Raw genomic sequence first — 18,285 nt, forward strand, 5'->3', positions numbered from 1 at the left:
CCAGATCTCTAGATCTCTAGATCATCGAGCGCACGGCGCCGACCGGGTGCCCGCCGCCGAGCAGCGGCGTCTCCGCGTAGCGGCCGAGCACCGGGGCCTCCTCGACGCCGAGCCGGCGCAGCGCGGCCACCAGCACCGGGCCCACGGCGCGCCGGTCGTGGTCGCCGTCGCCGACCTTCAGCGCGACCGCGCGGCCGTCGGACAGCGCCACCGCCTGGACGCCCTCGGCGCCGCCCTTGGCCAGCAGGCCGGGGATGCCGGCCATCAGGTCGGTGTCGAGGCGGTCGGTGCCGGAGACGTACTCGGGGTGGGCGCGCATGGCGTCGGCGACCCGGCGTTCGGGGGTCTGCGGGTCGGCCAGGACGGCATTGCGGAAGGCGCGGGCCAGGCCGACCAGGGAGATGCCGTAGAGCGGGGCGCCGCAGCCGTCGACGGCGTCCCGGGTGACCGGCTCGCCGGACAGGCGTTCCACGGCGGCCCGGGCGGCGCGCTGCATCGGGTGGTCCGGAGCCAGGTAGTCGGCGGTCGGCCAGTGATTGATCACACAGGTGGCGAGCATCGCGGCGTGCTTGCCGGAGCAGTTCATCGTGATCCGCCGCATCTCACCGCCGGAGCGGACCAGCGCCAGCTTCGCCTGCTCGGCCAGCGGCCAGTCCGGCGGGCAGGCCAGCGCCTGCTCGTCCAGGCCGGCCCCGGCCAGGATCTTGTGCACGCCCTCCAGGTGGAAGGGCTCGCCGGCGTGCGAGGCCGCGGCCAGCGCCAGGAGCTCGCCGGTCAGGTCCAGGCCGTTCTCCAGCATCGCCACCGCCTGCATCGGCTTGTTGCTGGACCGCGGCAGCATCACCGCCTCGACGTCGCCGTACGCGAACTCCACGCTCCCGTCGGCGGCCAGGGCCACGAGGCGGCCGTCGTGCCAGCCCTCCGTGAACCCGGAGCGGACTATCTCAGCGAGGGGGACGACACCTTGTGCGGTCATGTGCGGTGTTACTCCATCTTCTGCTCCTCATTGAGCAGATCGTCGACGGTTGCCTGCCCCTCACGGTAGCGGCGGGTCAGCTCGGCCGCGAACCGGTCGATCACCGCCTGCGCGATCCGCCGATACTCCGATACCTCCCGCTCATAGGCCTTCAGCGCCAACCGGGCCTCGGCCAGCCGCGCATCGGACAGGTCCAGCACGATCGCCGGCCCCGCCGCGTCGATCCGCTCCTCCATCTGCGACCGGTACTCCCCGGGATCGGGGTCCGGCAGGAGCCCGATGTCCATATGCCGCGGCGAGCGCGCATTCGCCGGCGGCTCATCGGCGAGGATGGCCGCCAGCGACTGCACCAGCGGCTCGGCCGACCCGGCGGCCCGCCGCCGCAGCTCGGCATCGATTATGTCGATCCGGCCGTGCAGAACGCGGCGGAGATAGGAGAGCTCGCTCTCCTCCCGGAGCGCGTCCCCGCGCTCCCGCCGGATGGCGGCGACTTCAAGGGCCTCGACCTCCGCGTCCGGCCGCCGGGCGGCGATCAGGACGCGGTCGAGTCTGGTGGCGTGGGTGCCCATAACAGCATCGTTCCATGCAGGGGAATAGTGCGGATCGAGGTTGGCCCTATCGCCACCCGATCGCGATGGCGTGGCGCGGGCCCGGAACCGGTCCGGCGGCGGTCGCCGGGGTGGTCAGAGCCATGGATGGGTTATACCCCTATCGCGCGAAGCTGTTACACGGGCTCTGTAGCCCGTTTAATCTGTAGCCCGTCTACCCGTCTACTAGTGCGCGGCCCGGAACGTCGGCCGCCGGTTCGCCCCGGCATCCGGCGCCACCACAACTTCCTGCGCCGCGGGAATCCCGTCGGCGAGCAGCTCCTCCTCAACCGGCGTGTTGCGCTTCACGATCGCGAGGGCCACGTGCCCCAACTCGTAGTGCCGCGCCGCGGACGTCACCTGCCCGACCACGCGGCCGTCCTGCGTCGTCACGTCCGCACCGTGCACGGGCAGACGCTCCGGGGTGCCGTCCAGGTGCAGGAAGACCAGGCGGCGCGGGGGGTGGCCGAGGTTGTCCACGCGGGCGACCGTTTCCTGGCCGCGGTAGCAGCCCTTGTTCAGATGCACCGCGCCCGGGTGGTCCTCGGTGGCGATCCAGTCGAGCTCGTGCGGGATGGTGCGGTCGTCCGTCTCCAGCCCGACGCGGGGACGGTGCGCGGCGACGCGGAGCGCTTCGTAGGCCCACATGCCGACGGGGTCGCCCGCGCCGCCGTCCTTAACGAAGTCCGCCAGGCGCTCCCTGGGGAGGAACAGTTCGTGGCCCAGGTCCACCTCGCGGGCGAGGACCCCGTCGGGGACCGGGCCGGTGGTGAGGACGAGGGCGTAGCGGTCGGTCACGTCCTCCGGCTCGACGCGCATCATGAAGCGCATCTTCTCCAGGAACGCCAGCACCTCCGGCGCGGTGCCCGGTTCCACGTGGAACCAGGTCGCGGAGCCGTCGTCCACCAGGTAGAGCGCGTGCTCGACCCGGCCCTGCGGCGACAGGATCAGCGCCTCGACCGCCACCCCCGGCTTCAGCGCCTCCAGGTGCTGGCTGGTGAACGAGTGCAGCCAGGTCAGCCGGTCCGGGCCGGCCACCCGCAGCACCCCGCGGTGCGACAGGTCCACGAACCCGCTCCGCTCCTCGGCCAGCCTGCGCTGCTCGCCGTGCGGGTCGCCGTAGTGCGCGGCGACGCCTCCGTCCGGCGGGTCGGCCGGGACCGCGGCGGGCAGGGTCAGCAAAGGGCTCGTCATGGCTCTAGTCTCTCCTATCGCAAAGCGCCTGCTACGCTGCCGTTTGCCCGGCAATAGGCGACGGCGGCGACCAGCGTGGGGCTCGTCACGGGGTAATGCGCGGGGCAGTCATCACGGTGTAACACGCAGGGCGGGGAATTCGATGGCAAGGCCGACGCGGGTCGCGTGGACGGCTTCCGGTGCGCTGGTGGCGGTCGGGGCGGTCGCGATCGGCGGGTTCGCCGCGGGGGCGGCCAGGCACACCGGACGCGACGCGCCAGCCGGGAAAGCGCTGGTCCGCTCGCACGAGACGAGCGCTACCGCCGAGCGCAGCGGGCAGAACAGCCGGGACGCCTCGACGCCGATCAAGGCCGGCGGCTCCAGGCCCGACTCCGCGAGCTCCGCGACCACCGCCGACGTGTCCATCTCGGCCGGCGACATCGAGGCCTTCGTAGCCGCCCACTCCGCCGCCCTGAAGAGCAAGAACCGGGCGGCCTTCATCGCGGGCTTCGACACCAAGCACCCGGACCTGGCGCTTCACGAGGGCCAGCTGTTCGACAACCTGAGGAAGATCCCGCTCACCACGGCGTCGTACTCGGTGGGCACCGTCTCCAATTCCGGCGCCACGGCAACCGCCATCGTGACGTTCATCCACCAGATCACCGGCGTGGACAGCGTCCCGGTCGTGGAACGCTACAAGTGGACCGTCCAGCGCACCGCCGCGAACGGCCCCCTAGAAGTCGTCGCGGTCAGCGGCGCCCCGGCGGAGCACAACTACCCGGCCCCCTGGGACGCGGTCGCCAGCCTGACCGTGCTGGCCAAGCCCAAGGTGGTGATCATGGCGGACGACTCTTCGGCCTCCTTCGCCAAGAGCCACGCAAACGCTCTGGAGAACGACGCAGAGTACGACCTCTCCCACTGGACCGGCGGCCCCGGTACCGCTCCCGGCTTCGCGGTGTTCCTCACCGCCGACCGAGCGCGCTATGAGGGGATATACAGCCAGGACCGCGCGGAGTCGGTCGGGGTGACGGTGCCGATCGCCGCGGCCGGGAACGACGACGGTTTCTACCCGAGCTCCCGTATAGCGGTGGACACCACGCAGTACAAGAACCTCGCCGCCGTCGACGCGGACATAGTGTTCAAGCACGAGATGGCGCACGCCATGATCGGCCCGTTCGACGACCAGAGCGCGGCGTCTGGACAGAACCACCTGTGGGTCATAGAGGGCTTCGCGGAGTGGGAGTCGCAGAGGATGTACTCCACAGCGGACCTGCTCTACAACGGCGTCTCCCTGCACGCCTACCTGGCCAAGCACGGCATCCCCACCGCGCTCCCCACGGACAGCCAGGTCTACAGCGCCAACGCTGACGTCTCGGGCCTCGGCTACTTCTACTCACACATGGCGATGCGCTATATAGCCGCCAAATACAGCCCCGCGAAGGTCGATCAGTTCGTGCTGTACGTGTACAAGCACGCGACCGGCTCCACGTGCGTGGACGATGCGATGAAGAACGTCCTGGCGACCAGCACGGTCCAGTTCACTCAGGGCTTTGAGAAGTGGCTGCGGAGTTCTGTATAGAGCTGAGCTCTGTAGAGCTCAAGTAGTAGGCGTGCCTACGCCGGCTCGTCCTTCTCCAGCGCCCGACACTCCGCGCACACCCCGAACACCGCCAGGTGCCGCACATCCGTCTCGAACCCGTAGTCCTGCATCAGCCGCTGTACCAGCGGCTCGGCCGCAGAGTCCGCCGCCTCCAGGATGCGCCCGCAACCTCTGCACACCAGATGCACGTGTGCGGGCTGGTCGGCCGTGTGGTAGATCTGCGCGCCGTGCCCGAGGTGGGTGTGGGTGACCAGGCCCAGCTCTTCCAGGAGCTCCAGCGTCCGGTAGACCGTGGAGAGGTTCACGCCGCGAGCGGTGCGCCGCACCTCTTCGCAGATCGTCTCCGGCGTGGCGTGGTCGAGGGAGGCCACGGCCTGCAAGACGAACTGGCGCTGCGGCGTGAGGCGGTAGCCCTTCGCGCGCAGCTCCTTCGTCAGGTCCGTAGGCGCGGTCTCCATACCACCACTATCCCACCGGACGGTGACAGCGGTCGCCACCGTCCATTCGCGCGGCCGGCGCGAACCGCTTACTTAACCGGCTTGAGCTGGGCCGAAAGGTGTGACTGCATCGGCTGGCCCATGGCCGCCATGTCGAAGGCCCACAACAGTTCGCCCTGGACCAGTCCGTAGAGCCGGTGGCCGGCGGTGTACTCCTTGGCCGTCTCGGTGCGGGCGACCACGTCGGTGCGCAGCTCGACCTTCGCGCTGTCGGCCTCGCCGACCCAGACCTCGGAAATGCCGGTCGGGTGCGCCAGGACCACTTCGAGGAGGGTGCGGGTGGTGCCCGCGGTCCCGTTCTCCTCGGTGCGCTCCATCGGACGCCAGTAGCCGGACTCGGAGGCCAGCGGGCGGACCTGGTTGCCCTCGTCGTCGAGCAGCCAGGAGCGGGACTCGTACTTCAGGAAGGGCTTGCCCGGCGTGTAGGAGAACACGGCCTCCTGGCCGAAGTTGAACGACTCGATGGTCGGGTAGCCCCCGACCCCCGCACCGGCCCAGGTGCCCAGCAGGAACGCCAGCGGCACGCAGTTCGGGTGCAGGTCGGACGGGATCTCCAGCGGCATCAGTTCTGACCCTTGAACAGCCGCAGCACCGTGAAGGACGCGAACCACACGACGGCGAGGGCCACCAGGACCAGCAGGATGTCGAAAAGAGTCTGGACGCTCATGGTGGGGAGTTTATCGGAGCCGGTGGGCAGGCGTTCGGTGACCTGGGTCTCTTCGGGTGTCGGAAAACGGTGCCGGAAAACGGTGCCGGAAACAAGGACGGCGCCCGCCCCCGATCCCGTGATCGGTGGGCGGGCGCTCCCCTCATACGCACAGATCGCCATAAACACAGATCCGCACGCCGGCTCACACCGCGAGCGCGACCTCCGCGACCTCGCCCAGCGCGGCCTGCACCTCGGCGTCGACGGTCCCGCCCGGCACCAGCGCGCGCACCGTCCAGGTGCCCGGGGCGGCGAAGAAGCGGAAGCCGCCCTCGGGGCTGGTCGGCACCTCGGCGGTGAACTCGCCGGTGCTGTCCAGCAGCCGCACGTATCCGCTCACCGGCGCGCCGTCCCGGCTGACCGCGCCCTGGATGACAGTTTCCTTGGCCACGTCCACTCCTTCGATGCTGAATCCGCCGGCGGGAGCGCCGCACGACGCCGTCATTGCTGGCCGCCCTCGGGCGCGCCCGGGTTCGAGCCGAGCGAGACCGGAACGCCGACCAGCGAGCCGTACTCGGTCCACGAACCGTCGTAGTTCTTCACGTTGCCCTGGCCCAGCAGCTCGTGCAGCACGAACCAGGTGTGGGCCGAGCGCTCGCCGATCCGGCAGTAGGCGATGGTGTCCTTGGACAGGTCCACGCCCTCGGCCTCGTAGAGCGCGGTCAGCTCCTCGTCGGAGCGGAACGTGCCGTCGTCGTTGGCCGCCTTGGACCACGGGATGTTGCGCGCGGTCGGGACGTGGCCGGGCCGCTGGGACTGCTCCTGCGGCAGGTGGGCCGGGGCCAGCAGCTTGCCCGAGTACTCGTCGGGGCTGCGCACGTCGACCAGGTTGGAGCTGCCGATCGCGGCCACGACGTCGTCGCGGTAGGCGCGGATGGCCTGGTCCTGCGGCCCGGCGGTGTAGCTGGTCGCGGTCCGGGTCGGCTGCTCGACGACCAGCTCGCGGGAGTCCAGCTCCCACTTCTTGCGGCCGCCGTCCAGCAGCTTCACGTCGCCGTGGCCGTAGAGCTTGAAGTACCAGTACGCGTAGGACGCGAACCAGTTGTTGTTGCCGCCGTAGAGCACCACGGTGTCGTCGTTGGCGATGCCGCGCTCGGAGAGCAAGTCCGCGAACTGCTGCTGGTTCACGAAGTCGCGGCGGACCGGGTCCTGCAGGTCGCGCTTCCAGTCGATCCGGACGGCGTTGCGGATGTGGTTCTTGTCGTAGGCGGCGGTGTCCTCGTCGACCTCGACGAGGACGACCTTCGGATCGTCCAGGTGCGCCTGGACCCAGTCGGCGTCCACCAGGACGTCATTGCGACTCATGATGGGAGTCCTCCGGATGTTTCGGGGTTCGGATCACAGTGGAGGGGCGTGCCCGACGGACGCGGTTGTTCCACGGCGGCGGGCGACAGCATGCGGGCATGCGAGAAGCACGTTCGTGTCTGGCTTGGGTCCGCGCTGAAGGCAGAGGGTCGCCCGTCCTACGACGAGGGGGCTTCGCGTCCCCGAAGAACCGGGGTCACGGACAGCAACCGACCCTCTAGGGTCAGCGCATTCGACACAGGCAGGCGGCGACGCGGCACAGATCGACTGCGCGTCGCTTGGTGAAGTCCGCCTGCTGCTTCATGTCAACGACTCTAGAGAGGGCTGGGGGCAGTGTCACGCATGTACCGCACTATGAGACGGCGGTCTTACGTTTCGTCGGCGGCGCTGGTCACACCGGGCCCTCAGGACGACATCGGCACCGTGATGTCGTAACCGCCCCAGCTGGCCACCCGTACCTCGAAGTGGTCGATCTGTCCCGGTTGCAGGGAGGTCGCGGCCGGGATGTCGATCGCCTTGCCGGCCACCGACCGCCAGTTCGACAGCGGGACCGCGTCGTGGTTCTTGGCCACGACGTAGAGCGTACAGTTCAGCCCGTCCGGCGTCCCGCTCATCCGCGCGGTGACCGAGGTGCCCCAGCCCCGGCCCTGGTAGGAGATCTGCGCGGTCACGCCGCTCTGCGTCACCGCCGGCAGCGCCTTGCCCGCCACGTCCGCCGTCGGGCCCGGCCGGCCGCTGTGCCCGGCCCAGAATCCGCCGATGACCAGCACCAGGGCGGCGACGCCGACCAGTATCCGGCGGCGCCACGGCGTCCCGGGCAGCTTCAGCTTCCCCGAAGTCCCTGAAGCCGCCGAACCCCTTGAAGCCCCAGAAGTCCCTGAAATCCCTGAAATCCCCAGTGCCCGCACCGGAGTCCGGAACGGCAGCCGCTTGCGCGGCTTGTCCGGAGTCGGCAACTCCGGCATCGGCGCCCCGACCAGCCCGATGTCCATGATCCGCTTCACCCCGACGAACGAGGCGTACTCCGCCTGGCACTCCGGGCACTGGGCCAGGTGCCGGCGCACCTCGCGCGCCTCGTCCGGGTCCAGGGCGCCGAGCGCCAGGGCGCCGACCGCGATCCGCAGGTCCTCGTCGTCGCAGGCGCCGAGGCCGGCGCCGGTGCCGGGTTCCGGGTTCACGGCTTGATCCCCCGTTCCTCGAACGCGGTCCGCAGGGCGCGCAGCGCGTAATAGGTCCGCGACTTCACGGTGCCCGGGGGAACGCCCAGCACCTCCGCGGCCTCGGCCACCGAGAGCCCCTTGAAGTACGTCTCCCGGAGCACCGCCCGGTGGTCGGGGCTCAGTGTCGCCATGGCCTCGGCCACCTCCCATCCCAGCAGGATCCGGTCCTGGTCGTCTTGGACGGCGGCGTCCCGCGCCGCCGCGATCGCGAGCCCGTCCTCGCCCCCGACCTCCCTGGGCCGCGAACGGCGGGCCCGGGCCTGGTCCACCACGATGTTCCGGGCGACCGTGCACAGCCACGCCCGCGGCGAGCCGCGTTCGGGCGCGAACGCCTCGGCGTGCTGCCAGGCCCGCAGGAACGTCTCCTGCACCACGTCCTCGGCCCGGCCGCGGTCGCCGTCCGTCAGTTTGAGGACGTAGCCCAGCAACGGACCAGCGTGGTCCGCGTAGAGGCTTTTGAGACGCTCCGCGTCCGCGCTCGCGACGTCCACACCGGGGACACGCAAAGGCGGGGGTCCCGGTTCAACTCGCCGCCGCCACACCACACGCCGATGATGGCATCCCTGGTGATCGTCCGACAGCGGATCGGGCCGGATGGTGCGCGCCGGCCACGATCCGCGTCAGTGGAAGTCGGTGGGATGAAGTCAGTGGGAGTCGGTGGGGATCAGCTGGAGGAGACGCCCGAACCGGTCACCCGCACGTGGTCGGCCTCGGCGAACACCCGCAGCCCGTCTGCCGAGGTCTGCATGTTGGCCATCTGCAAGGTCAGCTGCATCGGCAACTGCCCGACGTTGACCGGGAAGTCGAACACGCTCGGCACCCGGCCGGAGAGCCCCACCGAGGAAGACACGATCTTCGACGCCGTCAGTTGCAGCCGGTTGTCCGGACCCAGCGTCAGCTTGCTCTGCACGGTGGTCTTGCCCAGCCCCGGGACGCTGCCGGTGATCTGCACGGTGTTGTCCGGCCCGTCGGCCAGCGTCACGTCCAGTCCCTGCGCGGCGGCCGCGGACTCCATGTCGGTCCAGCTGAACAACGCGGTGCCGGACAGGTGGTCGACGTCGGCCTCCTTGAAGCCGTCGGACGGAGCGACGCCGTTGAGGTCCACGTGCAGATCGGTGACCCGGACGTTGTTGCGCACCACGCCGCGCGCGTCCACCGAGACCTTGTCCAGCTTCATGCCGATCAGCTGGGTCAGGAACGGGAAGTTGGCGATGGTGACCGAGGGTTTGCTCTCCAGGTTCTGCGACTGTTGGATGCGCTTGGCGATCTGGCTCTCCGCGATCCCCACCGTGATCCGGTCCGCGGCCACGAACAGGCCCGCCAGCACCAGCAGCGTGATAGCCAGCCGGGTCGGCCACCTGCGCCGTCTGGCCGGCGGCGAGTGCGCCCGCCCGTACCGCAGGTCCTGCCCCTCCTCGGAAGTCATGGGACGAGGATAGCCGCGGCGTAGGAAGCAAGGGCGGCGATCGTGACCGGGATCGCGACCACCGCGGCCCGGCTCGCCCCGAGTTCGGGGTTGCGGGCGGCCAGCAGGGACACGAAGCCGCAGACCGCCGCGCCGGCCACCACCGAGGTGGTGTGCAGGGCCGCGGCCGGGAGGAACAGACCGGTCAGTCCGGCCAGGAGCAGGGCCGATCCGGCGGCGGCCAGCGAGCGCACGGTCCCCGGCTCAACGCCGTTGCGCCGGGCCCGCAGGACGGCGTCCGCGGCGACCAGCACGAAACCGGCGCCGAGCCCGGCCGCGACCGGGATCGCGGCGTCGTCGGGCTGGAACTTGAAGGTCGCCACGGTGCCGGCGAGCGCCGGCAGCGCGGCCACGACGGCGGTGCGCCGGGACGCGAACCCGGCCAGGTCCAGCACGGCCCAGGCGACGAGGAGTTGGAGCGGGAGGACGACCGCGGCTATCGCCTTGTCGGAGACGAAGGCGGCGATGGCCAGGGCCGCGGTGGCCGCCGCGGTATAGGGGAGGTGCGACAGCGGAGAGAGGGGGGTGCGGCGGGGTTCGGCTGGAGACTCATAGCCGTAGTCGCTGTCATAGCCGTTGCTGTAGCCATTGCTGCTGCCGTAGCCGTTGTCATAGGACTCGGGATGCTCCTCGGCGTAGGGCTCGGCTACCGGTGCGGACCGGCCGCGGCGGCGAGGCTCTGGAGACGGTTCGTCATAGGGCTGCTCGTAATAGGGCTGCTCTTGGTAGTAGCCCTGGTCGTACTCCTGGGCGTAGTCCTCGGCATAGCCCCGCGCATTAGGCTCACTAGGGCTGTAGTCATAGCCCGGCTGTTGCTCATAGCTCGGGTATTGCTCATAGCTTGGCTGCTGTTGCTCGTAGCTTGGCGGTTGCTGCTCATAGCCGGGCTGTTGCTGTTCATAGCCCGGCTGTTGTTCATAGCCCGCCGGGTGCTGCTCGTAGCCCGGGTGCTGGTCGTAGCTCGGAGTTTCCTGGTAGCCATAGGCAGGGTCTTGTGTGTACTCGGGCGCGTATTCGTAGCCATAGTTCGGCGCCTGTTCATGCACCGGAGCGGCTTCATAGCCATACTGCTGCTCGTAGCCCTGGTACTCAGTGCCCTGGTACTCAGTGCCCTGGTACTCGGCTGCCGGCTGCTGCTCGTAGTACTCGTAGCCATAACCCTCAGGCTGCTGCGGCTGAGCGTATTGGTCCTGGAAGTACCCCTGCTGTTGGTAGGCCGGCTCCTCGATGTAGGGATACTCGGGCTCCTGCTGAGGTAACGGCTCTGGAGCCGCTCGCCCACGCCGTCGGCCCGTGTACTCGCCCACCCTTTGCCTCCCGCCGACTGCTACCCGCCTGAAAGGTACCAGCCGGACCCGCTCAGCCCCCCGCGAACGGCGGCAGCACCTCGACCACCGCGCCGTCGGGCAGCCGCACGTCGGCCGGGTCGCGGCGGCCCACCGGGGTGCCGTCCACCAGGAACGACGCCCGGCGCACCACCTCGCCGAGCGGCGCACCGTGCCGGGCCACCGCGGCCGTCAGCACGTCGGCCAGTACCTCGTCCTCGAACGGCTCCTCGGCGACGCCCGCCGCCGCCTTCGCCGCCGCCCAATAGCGGATCAACCCGCTCATCCCGCCTCGCCTTCCATGACCTCGCCGGCCTCGCCGAGATCGCTGCTCTGCCCTTTATATCCGCTCTCGCCGGCGCCGCCGACGGCGTCACCGCTAACACCGACATCGTCGCCGTCGGCGCCACTGCTAACACCGCCGTTACTGTCGCCGTCACCATCGCCGTCGCCGCGGACAACCTCGCCGTCCTCCCCCACCGCGACCCCGACCGGCAGCGCCCGCACCCACCGGCCGATCCGCCCGACCATTTCCCGGCCCGCGGCCTCCCGCGCCGCCGCGGCCTCGGCGTGCCCGAACCCGGGCTCGATCCACAGCTCGCGCGGCTCGCCCGCGGCCGCGTACAGGGCCTCGGCGTGGGTGAGCGGGAAGTACTTGTCGGCGTCGCCGTGCACCACCAACAACGGCACCGGCGAGATCCGTCCCACCAGCTCCATCGGCGACTCCGGCACCGGGTCCCAGCCGTTCGGCAGGATGCGCGTCTTCAGATGCCACGACGACACCGCGCGGCCGACCGGGTGCTGAACCAGCCAGTGCACCAACTTCATCGGGCGCGTGGACTTCTCGAACCACCAGCCCGGGCCGCTGACCGAGACCACCGCGTCGGTCGCCGAGCCGGGGCCGACGCCCGAGCCGCACAGCCCGGCGTGCCGCACCACCACGGAGGCGCCCATGGAGAAACCGACCGTCGCCACATTCTCGTAACCCAGGACCCGGGCCCACTCGACCGCGGCGTGCAGGTCGAACACCTCTAGGTCACCGAGCGTCGACCGGCCGTGTGACTGTCCGTGACCGCGGAAGTCGAACGCGATGACTCCGCCATATGGACGTAACTGTTTCGCGATCTGGGCCATGTCCCCGGTCCGCCAGGACCCGCTGAAACCGTGGCACAGGACGAACGCCCAACGGCGATCGACACCTGCTCTATGCACGGCGTTAAGCCGGATCCCATCGGCCGTCAACAGCGTCTGACCCGGCTCCAGGTGCCCCGAGCTGCGCCTTTGTCCAGGTAAAATACGTGTGAACTCCGGCACGGAAACCTCGGGGAAACGCTTCATGACGGCTATCCTCTCTAACAGAGGATCCGGGCGACGACGCCCCATGGGTCCTCTACGTGTTTTCTGGCGGGCGCGACAAGAAACGCCCCCGGACAAATGAGGAGCGATCCGCGGATGTCCAGCTTGTTGTTGTTGACCAACTCACTGACCCCCTCTTCCGAGGTCCTGCCGGCTCTCGGCCTGCTGCTGCACAACGTTCGCGTGGCACCAGCAGAGGCATCCGCACTGCTCGACACCCCACCGGCCGACGCGATCCTCGTGGACGCCCGCCGCGACCTGCCGCAGATGCGCTCGCTGTGCCGGCTGCTGCGCACCACCGGGGTGGACTGCCCGCTGCTGCTGATCACCACCGAGGGCGCGCTGGCGGCGGTGACCGCCGACTGGGGCATCGACGACGTGCTGCTGGACTCGGCGGGCCCGGCCGAGGTCGAGGCCCGGCTGCGGCTGGCGGTCGGGAAGCTGGCGGCCGGGGCGGTGGCCGAGGACGTGCCGCTGGAGATCAAGAGCGGTGACCTGTCCATCGACGAGGGCACGTACACCGCCCGGGTCCGGAACCGGGTACTGGACCTGACCTTCAAGGAGTTCGAGCTCATCAAGTACCTCGCGCAGCACCCCGGCCGGGTGTTCACGCGGGCACAGCTGCTGCAGGAGGTGTGGGGCTACGACTACTTCGGCGGCACCCGCACCGTGGACGTACACGTCCGGCGGCTGCGGGCCAAGCTCGGCGTGGAGCACGAGGCCTTGATCGGCACCGTGCGCAACGTGGGCTACCGCTTCGTCATGCCGGACAAGCGAAGCGGATCCGGCGCCGGCGCGACCACCGGGTCCAGCGCGGGCACCGAGTCCGAGGAGAGCGCGGACGAGGTTCGAGCCTCCGACGCGGTGAAGCCGACCGCGCAGCACCGTACCGTGGTGGCGTGACAGGTATCTCCATCGGCGTCGTCCGCCGACCCAACGAGGCGGACGTCGCCACCATCCGGTCCCTCGCCGAGGCCGCGGAGCGGGCCGACGGGGTGGCACCGCTCCCCGAGCAGGTGCTGCTCCACCTCAAGAACTCCGGTGACACCGACGCCTGGCACTTCGTGGCCCGGCGGCTGGCCGGGCCGGACAAGGGTTCGGAGCTGATCGGCTACGCCTTCCTCGACAAGTCGAACCCCGAGGAAGGCCCGGCCGCGGAGATCGTCGTCGCGCCCGAGGCCCGGCGCCAGGGCGTCGGCGGCGCGCTGCTCGACTCGCTGCGGATGAAGGTGCGCCGCGACGACAAGCCGGTGCGCGTCTGGGCCCACGGCGCGCTCCCGGCCGCCGCGGCGCTGGCCGCCAAGCGCGCTTTGTTGCCCGTCCGCGAGCTGTGGGTGATGGCGCGGCCGCTGGCCGAGGTCCCGCCGACCGTACCGGCCGACGGCATCCGCATCGCCGCGTTCCGGCCCGGCGTCGACGACGAAGCCTGGGTCGCGGTCAATTCCCGGGCCTTCGCGCACCACCCCGAGCAGGGCGCGATGACCGTGGCGGACCTGCACGAGCGGATGGCCGAGTCCTGGTTCGACCCGGAGGGCTTCTTCCTGGCCTGGCGCGGCGAGAAGCTGGCCGGCTTCCACTGGACCAAGGTGCACGACCACAGCGCCTACGGCGACGGCCCGGTCGGCGAGGTCTACGTCCTCGGCCTGGAGCCGGACGAGCAGGGGCGCGGGCTCGGCAGGACCCTGACCCAGGTCGGGCTCCAGTACCTGCACGACCGCGGGCTCGGCGAGGTCATCCTCTACGTGGAGGCCGACAACGCCCCGGCGGTGGCGGTCTACACGAAGCTCGGCTTCACTCGACGCAACGCCGACATCATGTATCAAGTGTGAGTATGGATACTTCCACGCAAAACCCGCGAGTCCTGGTGATCGGCCTGGATCCCTACCGCGTCCCGGGCCCGTGGGACCCCAAGCCCACGGCCGACAAGATCGCAGTCGGTCTGGCCACGTTCGCCGAGCACGGCGTCGGCGTCCAGACCTGCCTGTTCGGGCTGGACGGCAGCGACGACATCCCGGCGGTCGTCACGGCCGCCCTGAGCACGCAGCCCTGGGAGTGCGTCGTGGTCGGCGGCGGGGTGCGCCGCTCCGACGACGAGAACCTGGGGCTGTTCGAGCAGGTGATCAACCTGGTCCGGCGGCTCGCCCCGGACGCGGCGATCGCCTTCAACACCGGGGCGGACACCACCTTCGAGGCGGCCGCGCGCTGGATCGACGTGTCCTGATCGACGTGTCCTGATCGACGTACCCTGATTGACGTGCCCTGAGAGATCGAGTCGGCCGGCTCATCCGGGACCACGCCTCAGCCGGTGACCCCGACCAGCTGCGTGTAGACCACGAGGTTGTCCGCGTAGTGGCTGCCGTCGAAGGCCCCGCCGCAGGTGATGATCCGCAGCTGCGGCGTCCCGCTGTCGTCGCTGCCGTAGACGCGCTTCGCCGGGAACCGGTCCTTGTCGACCACCTCGACCGACGTCACCCGGAACTGGGCCTTCTTCTTGTCCGCGCGCTCCACGATCACCAGCGCGCCGGGCTGCACATTGCCCAGCGGGTAGAACACCGCGCGGCCGTAGTCGGTGTCGACGTGCCCGACGATCACCGCCGCGCCGCGCTCCCCCGGCGTCGGGTCGCCGGTGAACCAGCCCGCCTCGGTCGGCACCGTCATCGGCGGCACCGCGACCGCGCCGTCCTTGTCCAGGCCGAGCCGGATCAGCGGTGCGTTGATGCCCACCGAGGGGACCTGGACCCGCAGTGGCACCGAGCGCGACAGCGGTGCGGCCACCGGACCGGACCAGTTGCCGAACAGCGCGCCCTGGGTCGGCGAGGGCGGCCCGGACAGCGCGGTGACGCCGCTGCCCAGCAGCTTGGCCCCGGCCACCACCACGGCCCCCGCGATGGCGATCTTCAGGAGCTTGTGCCGGCCGCGGGGGCGGTCGGCCGCCGACTCGCCCGGTCCCGGCCCCCCGGCCCGCGAGCCCGGATCGGCGGCCGTGCCGTCCGGGCCCGCGGTCGGCGGGGGATCAGTTGGCATGGGTGCCGTCGGCACCGCGGCGGCGCATGGTCCACAGCCCGTAGCCGACGCCGCCGGCCACCAGGGCGATGCCGCCGGCGGTCATGCCGACGTCGCCCTTCATCACCGAACCGCCGCCGCCGGCCTTGGGCGGGCTGGTCGGCGAGGGGTTGGTCCCGCCGTAGACGGTGATGCTGGTGACGCCGTTCAGGCTGTCGGAGCCGCCGCCGCAGGTGACGTTGACCGACCACTGGCCGTTCTGGGCGCCCGAGACGATCGTGGCGGTGCCGGCCAGGCCCGCGCCCTTGGGGTTCCGGGTCAGCGAGACCGAGCCGTTGTTGGCGAACACCGAGGAGGTCGCGGTCCCGGAGGTGGGCTGGATGCAGGTCGGGACCGTGATCTGCACCTGCTGGCCGGGCTTGGCCGAGCCCGGGTTCAGCTCCACCGCCGGACCGCTGAGCCCGCTGCCGCTGGAGCTGCCGGAGCTGCCCGAGGAGTCGGTGTTCAGCCCGTTCACCGCGTTCTGGACCGCCGAGACGCCGGTGGACACACTCTGGTATCCGCTCTGCAGGCTCTGATAGCCGTTGGACACCGTCGACGCGCCGTTCTTGACGTTGTCCACCAGATCGCCGGCGCTCGCGTGGTTGTTCATCATCCACAACAGCGCGACCGCGCCGCCGCCCACCACCAGAGTCTTCATCCCGAACATCTCGCCGGGCCTCCTGTCGTTGAGGGTTCGAAGCGGCAAAACAAGGGAACGGTGGACCCCAGCGGGGTACACCTTCCAGATCCATCGATACCGTCGCGGAAGGGGTTTCACCTGTTGAGCAGCGCATTTTCGCCCGGATGGCGCAGGCGGTCACCCGGACGCCGAGAATCCACCCTCCCGATACCCCGCGTTCACGCCCACCTGTCAAGCTCGGAATCATGACCGGCCCGGCCCCCGAGACCCGCTTCCTGGACCGGGAGATCTCCTGGCTTCGCTTCAACGAACGGGTCCTGGAACTCGCCCAGGACTCCGCTCAAGTCCCGCTGCTGGAGCGCGCCCGCTTCCTGGCGATCTTCGCCTCGAACCTCGACGAGTTCTACATGGTCCGGGTCGCCGGCCTGCGCCGGCGGCTGGCCACCGGCGTGGCCACCACGTCCGCCTCCGGCCTGCCGCCGCGCGAGGTGCTGCGCCGGATCCTGGCTGAGACCAGGGAACTGATGGCCCGGCACGCCGGGGTGTTCCAGGAGAAGCTGCGGCCCGAGCTCGCGGCCGTCGGGATAAACATCATCCGCTGGGGCGACCTGGACGCCGAGGAGCGGGAGAAGCTGTTCCAGCAGTTCCGCAACCAGCTGTTCCCGGTGCTGACGCCGCTGGCGGTGGACCCGGCGCATCCGTTCCCTTACATCTCCGGCCTGTCGCTGAACCTGGCGGTCTCGCTGCGCGACCCGGACACCGGCCAGGAGCACTTCGCCCGGGTCAAGGTGCCGCCGCTGCTGCCCCGGTTCGTGCCGGCGAACCCGGGCCGCTACGTGCCGGTCGAGGACGTCATCGCCGCGCACCTGGCGCTGCTGTTCCCGGGCATGGAGATCCTGGACCACCACGCGTTCCGGGTCACCCGCAACGAAGACCTCGAAGTCGAGGCGGACACCGACGAGAACCTGCTGCAGGCCCTGGAGCGGGAGCTGATGCGGCGCCGCTTCGGACCGCCGGTGCGGCTGGAGGTCGACGAGAACATCCGGCCGCAGGTGCTGGACCTGCTGGTCCGCGAGCTGGACATCACCGAGGACGAGGTCTTCAAGCTCTCCGCGCCGCTGGACCTGACCGGCCTGAACCAGATCGCCGACATCGGCAAGGCCGGGGAGTACAGCGAGCTGGTCTTCAAGTCGTTCGTCACCAAGACCCACCCGGACCTGGCCGACGAGGGCCCCGGCAAGCCCGCCGACATCTTCGCCGCGATCCGGCGCCGGGACATCCTGCTGCACCACCCCTATGACTCCTTCGCCACCAGCGTCCAGGCCTTCCTGGAGCAGGCCGCCGAGGACCCGGACGTCCTGGCGATCAAGCAGACCCTGTACCGCACCAGCGGCGACTCGCCGATCATCGACGCGCTCGTCGACGCCGCCGAGGCCGGCAAGCAGGTGCTGGTGCTGGTGGAGATCAAGGCCCGGTTCGACGAGCACGCGAACATCTCCTGGGCCCGCAAGCTGGAGCAGGCCGGCTGCCACGTGGTCTACGGGCTGATCGGGCTCAAGACGCACTGCAAGCTCTCGCTCGTGGTGCGCCGGGAGGGCAACTCGCTGCGCCGCTACTCCCACATCGGCACCGGCAACTACAACCCCAAGACCGCCCGGCTCTATGAGGACCTGGGCCTGCTGACCTGTGACAACGAGATCGGGGCGGACCTGTCGGACCTGTTCAACCGGCTGTCCGGCTACGCCCACCCGACCAAGTTCGGCCGGCTGCTCACCGCGCCCAACGCCCTGCGGCCCGGGCTGATCGACCTGATCGGACAGCAGCGCGCACTGGCCGAGGCCGGCAAGCCGTCCCGGGTCCGGATCAAGGTGAACTCGATCGTCGACGAGGCCCTGATCGACGCCCTCTACGAGGCCTCGCAGGCCGGCGTCCCGGTCGAGGTCTGGGTGCGCGGCATCTGCGCGCTGCGCCCGGGGGTCGAGGGGCTCAGCGAGAACATCAGGGTCCGCAGCGTCCTGGGCCGGTTCCTGGAGCACTCCCGGGCCTTCGTGTTCGGGCTGGAGGAGACGGCCCAGGTGTGGATCGGCAGTTCGGACCTGATGCACCGGAACCTGGACCGCCGGGTGGAGACCCTGGTCCGGCTGGTCGAACCGGTACAGCGGCGGGCCATCTCGGCGCTGTTCGACCTGGCGATGGACCCCAAGACCGCGGCCTGGGACCTGGCCGGCGACGGCACCTGGACCCGGTCGGAGTACGCCGAGGACGGCAGCCCGCTGGCCGACCTGCAGAACACGCTCATCACCGAGCGCGCCGACTGGTGGAGCCGGCGGACGGGGTGAGCGCTGTGGGGGCGGGATCACAAGGGGCGGACGGGCCGGCGCTGCCTTTCG

General features: G+C 70.3%; 21 protein-coding genes. 5 read left to right on the forward strand and 16 right to left on the reverse strand.

The genetic code is table 11. The features are described from left to right. Positions 1 to 16: 16 nt before the first annotated feature. From IZR01_RS25080 to ygfZ, 3 genes are all read right to left on the reverse strand, one after another. A complete protein-coding gene (locus IZR01_RS25080) occupies positions 17 to 976 on the reverse strand; it encodes an asparaginase (protein WP_194925274.1) in 960 nt (319 codons plus the stop codon). A gap of 8 nt (positions 977 to 984) precedes the next feature. Further along, positions 985 to 1,545 (reverse strand): RsiG family protein, encoded by a 561-nt coding sequence (locus IZR01_RS25085; RefSeq protein WP_194894856.1) that lies wholly within the window; start codon positions 1,543 to 1,545, stop codon positions 985 to 987. A gap of 204 nt (positions 1,546 to 1,749) precedes the next feature. Continuing rightward, positions 1,750 to 2,757 carry a CAF17-like 4Fe-4S cluster assembly/insertion protein YgfZ gene (gene ygfZ / locus IZR01_RS25090; protein WP_194894855.1) on the reverse strand — a complete coding sequence of 336 codons (1,008 nt, stop codon included), beginning with the start codon at positions 2,755 to 2,757 and terminating at the stop codon, positions 1,750 to 1,752. 142 nt (positions 2,758 to 2,899) lie between these two features. Here ygfZ and IZR01_RS25095 point away from each other — a divergent pair, with 142 nt between their 5' ends. Then, positions 2,900 to 4,315, forward strand: coding sequence for a gluzincin family metallopeptidase (locus IZR01_RS25095; protein ID WP_194925275.1), 1,416 nt, complete (start codon positions 2,900 to 2,902; stop codon positions 4,313 to 4,315). Positions 4,316 to 4,350: 35 nt separating this feature from the next. Here IZR01_RS25095 and IZR01_RS25100 read toward each other — a convergent pair whose 3' ends face one another. From IZR01_RS25100 to IZR01_RS25145, 11 genes are all read right to left on the reverse strand, one after another. Then, positions 4,351 to 4,794 (reverse strand): Fur family transcriptional regulator, encoded by a 444-nt coding sequence (locus IZR01_RS25100; RefSeq protein WP_194894853.1) that lies wholly within the window; start codon positions 4,792 to 4,794, stop codon positions 4,351 to 4,353. 68 nt (positions 4,795 to 4,862) lie between these two features. Then, complete coding sequence (locus IZR01_RS25105; RefSeq protein ID WP_194894852.1) at positions 4,863 to 5,396, reverse strand: heme-binding beta-barrel domain-containing protein; 534 nt, start codon at positions 5,394 to 5,396, stop codon at positions 4,863 to 4,865. 288 nt (positions 5,397 to 5,684) lie between these two features. Next, on the reverse strand, positions 5,685 to 5,984 hold the full coding sequence (locus IZR01_RS25110; protein WP_194894851.1) for a DUF1416 domain-containing protein: 300 nt from the start codon (positions 5,982 to 5,984) through the stop codon (positions 5,685 to 5,687). Beyond that, on the reverse strand, positions 5,981 to 6,844 hold the full coding sequence (locus IZR01_RS25115; RefSeq protein ID WP_194894850.1) for a sulfurtransferase: 864 nt from the start codon (positions 6,842 to 6,844) through the stop codon (positions 5,981 to 5,983). Before IZR01_RS25115 ends, IZR01_RS25110 begins: the two co-directional genes overlap by 4 nt. A 223-nt stretch (positions 6,845 to 7,067) precedes the next feature. After that, the gene (locus IZR01_RS54385; RefSeq protein WP_344661945.1) at positions 7,068 to 7,148 is read right to left on the reverse strand and encodes an Ms5788A family Cys-rich leader peptide; all 81 of its coding nucleotides are present in this window, start codon (positions 7,146 to 7,148) and stop codon (positions 7,068 to 7,070) included. A gap of 100 nt (positions 7,149 to 7,248) precedes the next feature. Next, complete coding sequence (locus IZR01_RS25120; RefSeq protein ID WP_194925276.1) at positions 7,249 to 8,022, reverse strand: anti-sigma factor family protein; 774 nt, start codon at positions 8,020 to 8,022, stop codon at positions 7,249 to 7,251. Continuing rightward, complete coding sequence (locus IZR01_RS25125) at positions 8,019 to 8,570, reverse strand: sigma-70 family RNA polymerase sigma factor (RefSeq protein WP_228554722.1); 552 nt, start codon at positions 8,568 to 8,570, stop codon at positions 8,019 to 8,021. Before IZR01_RS25125 ends, IZR01_RS25120 begins: the two co-directional genes overlap by 4 nt. Before the next feature lie 158 nt (positions 8,571 to 8,728). Continuing rightward, complete coding sequence (locus tag IZR01_RS25130; RefSeq protein WP_194894847.1) at positions 8,729 to 9,490, reverse strand: LmeA family phospholipid-binding protein; 762 nt, start codon at positions 9,488 to 9,490, stop codon at positions 8,729 to 8,731. Next, entirely contained in the window at positions 9,487 to 10,836 is a 1,350-nt protein-coding gene (locus IZR01_RS25135; protein ID WP_194925277.1) for a chromosomal replication initiator protein DnaA, read from the reverse strand. The genes IZR01_RS25130 and IZR01_RS25135 overlap by 4 nt, the downstream gene beginning before the upstream one ends. Positions 10,837 to 10,888: 52 nt before the next feature. Further along, on the reverse strand, positions 10,889 to 11,140 hold the full coding sequence (locus IZR01_RS25140) for a MoaD/ThiS family protein (protein ID WP_194894845.1): 252 nt from the start codon (positions 11,138 to 11,140) through the stop codon (positions 10,889 to 10,891). Beyond that, positions 11,137 to 12,237, reverse strand: coding sequence for an alpha/beta hydrolase (locus IZR01_RS25145; protein ID WP_323747089.1), 1,101 nt, complete (start codon positions 12,235 to 12,237; stop codon positions 11,137 to 11,139). Before IZR01_RS25145 ends, IZR01_RS25140 begins: the two co-directional genes overlap by 4 nt. Before the next feature lie 69 nt (positions 12,238 to 12,306). Between IZR01_RS25145 and IZR01_RS25150 the strand changes: the two genes are divergently transcribed. The 3 genes from IZR01_RS25150 to IZR01_RS25160 are packed head-to-tail and all read left to right on the forward strand — an operon-like array spanning position 12,307 to position 14,431. After that, positions 12,307 to 13,113 carry a response regulator transcription factor gene (locus tag IZR01_RS25150; RefSeq protein WP_194894843.1) on the forward strand — a complete coding sequence of 269 codons (807 nt, stop codon included), beginning with the start codon at positions 12,307 to 12,309 and terminating at the stop codon, positions 13,111 to 13,113. Continuing rightward, complete coding sequence (mshD, locus tag IZR01_RS25155; protein WP_194925278.1) at positions 13,110 to 14,039, forward strand: mycothiol synthase; 930 nt, start codon at positions 13,110 to 13,112, stop codon at positions 14,037 to 14,039. Before IZR01_RS25150 ends, mshD begins: the two co-directional genes overlap by 4 nt. A gap of 2 nt (positions 14,040 to 14,041) precedes the next feature. Beyond that, complete coding sequence (locus IZR01_RS25160) at positions 14,042 to 14,431, forward strand: hypothetical protein (protein WP_194894841.1); 390 nt, start codon at positions 14,042 to 14,044, stop codon at positions 14,429 to 14,431. 77 nt (positions 14,432 to 14,508) lie between these two features. Here the strand turns inward: IZR01_RS25160 and IZR01_RS25165 are convergent, their stop codons facing one another. Together IZR01_RS25165 and IZR01_RS25170 are read right to left on the reverse strand one after the other, a co-directional pair. After that, positions 14,509 to 15,234 carry a class F sortase gene (locus tag IZR01_RS25165; protein ID WP_194925279.1) on the reverse strand — a complete coding sequence of 242 codons (726 nt, stop codon included), beginning with the start codon at positions 15,232 to 15,234 and terminating at the stop codon, positions 14,509 to 14,511. Next, positions 15,224 to 15,922, reverse strand: a complete 699-nt coding sequence (locus IZR01_RS25170) for a hypothetical protein (RefSeq protein WP_194925280.1) — start codon at positions 15,920 to 15,922, stop codon at positions 15,224 to 15,226. The genes IZR01_RS25165 and IZR01_RS25170 overlap by 11 nt, the downstream gene beginning before the upstream one ends. Before the next feature lie 137 nt (positions 15,923 to 16,059). On the opposite strand from IZR01_RS25170, the gene IZR01_RS25175 reads away from it, so the two are divergent. Then, on the forward strand, positions 16,060 to 18,234 hold the full coding sequence (locus IZR01_RS25175; RefSeq protein WP_228554721.1) for an RNA degradosome polyphosphate kinase: 2,175 nt from the start codon (positions 16,060 to 16,062) through the stop codon (positions 18,232 to 18,234). Positions 18,235 to 18,285: the final 51 nt, after the last annotated feature.

The organism is Catenulispora pinisilvae (assembly GCF_015356865.1).
Classification (GTDB): domain Bacteria; phylum Actinomycetota; class Actinomycetes; order Streptomycetales; family Catenulisporaceae; genus Catenulispora; species Catenulispora pinisilvae.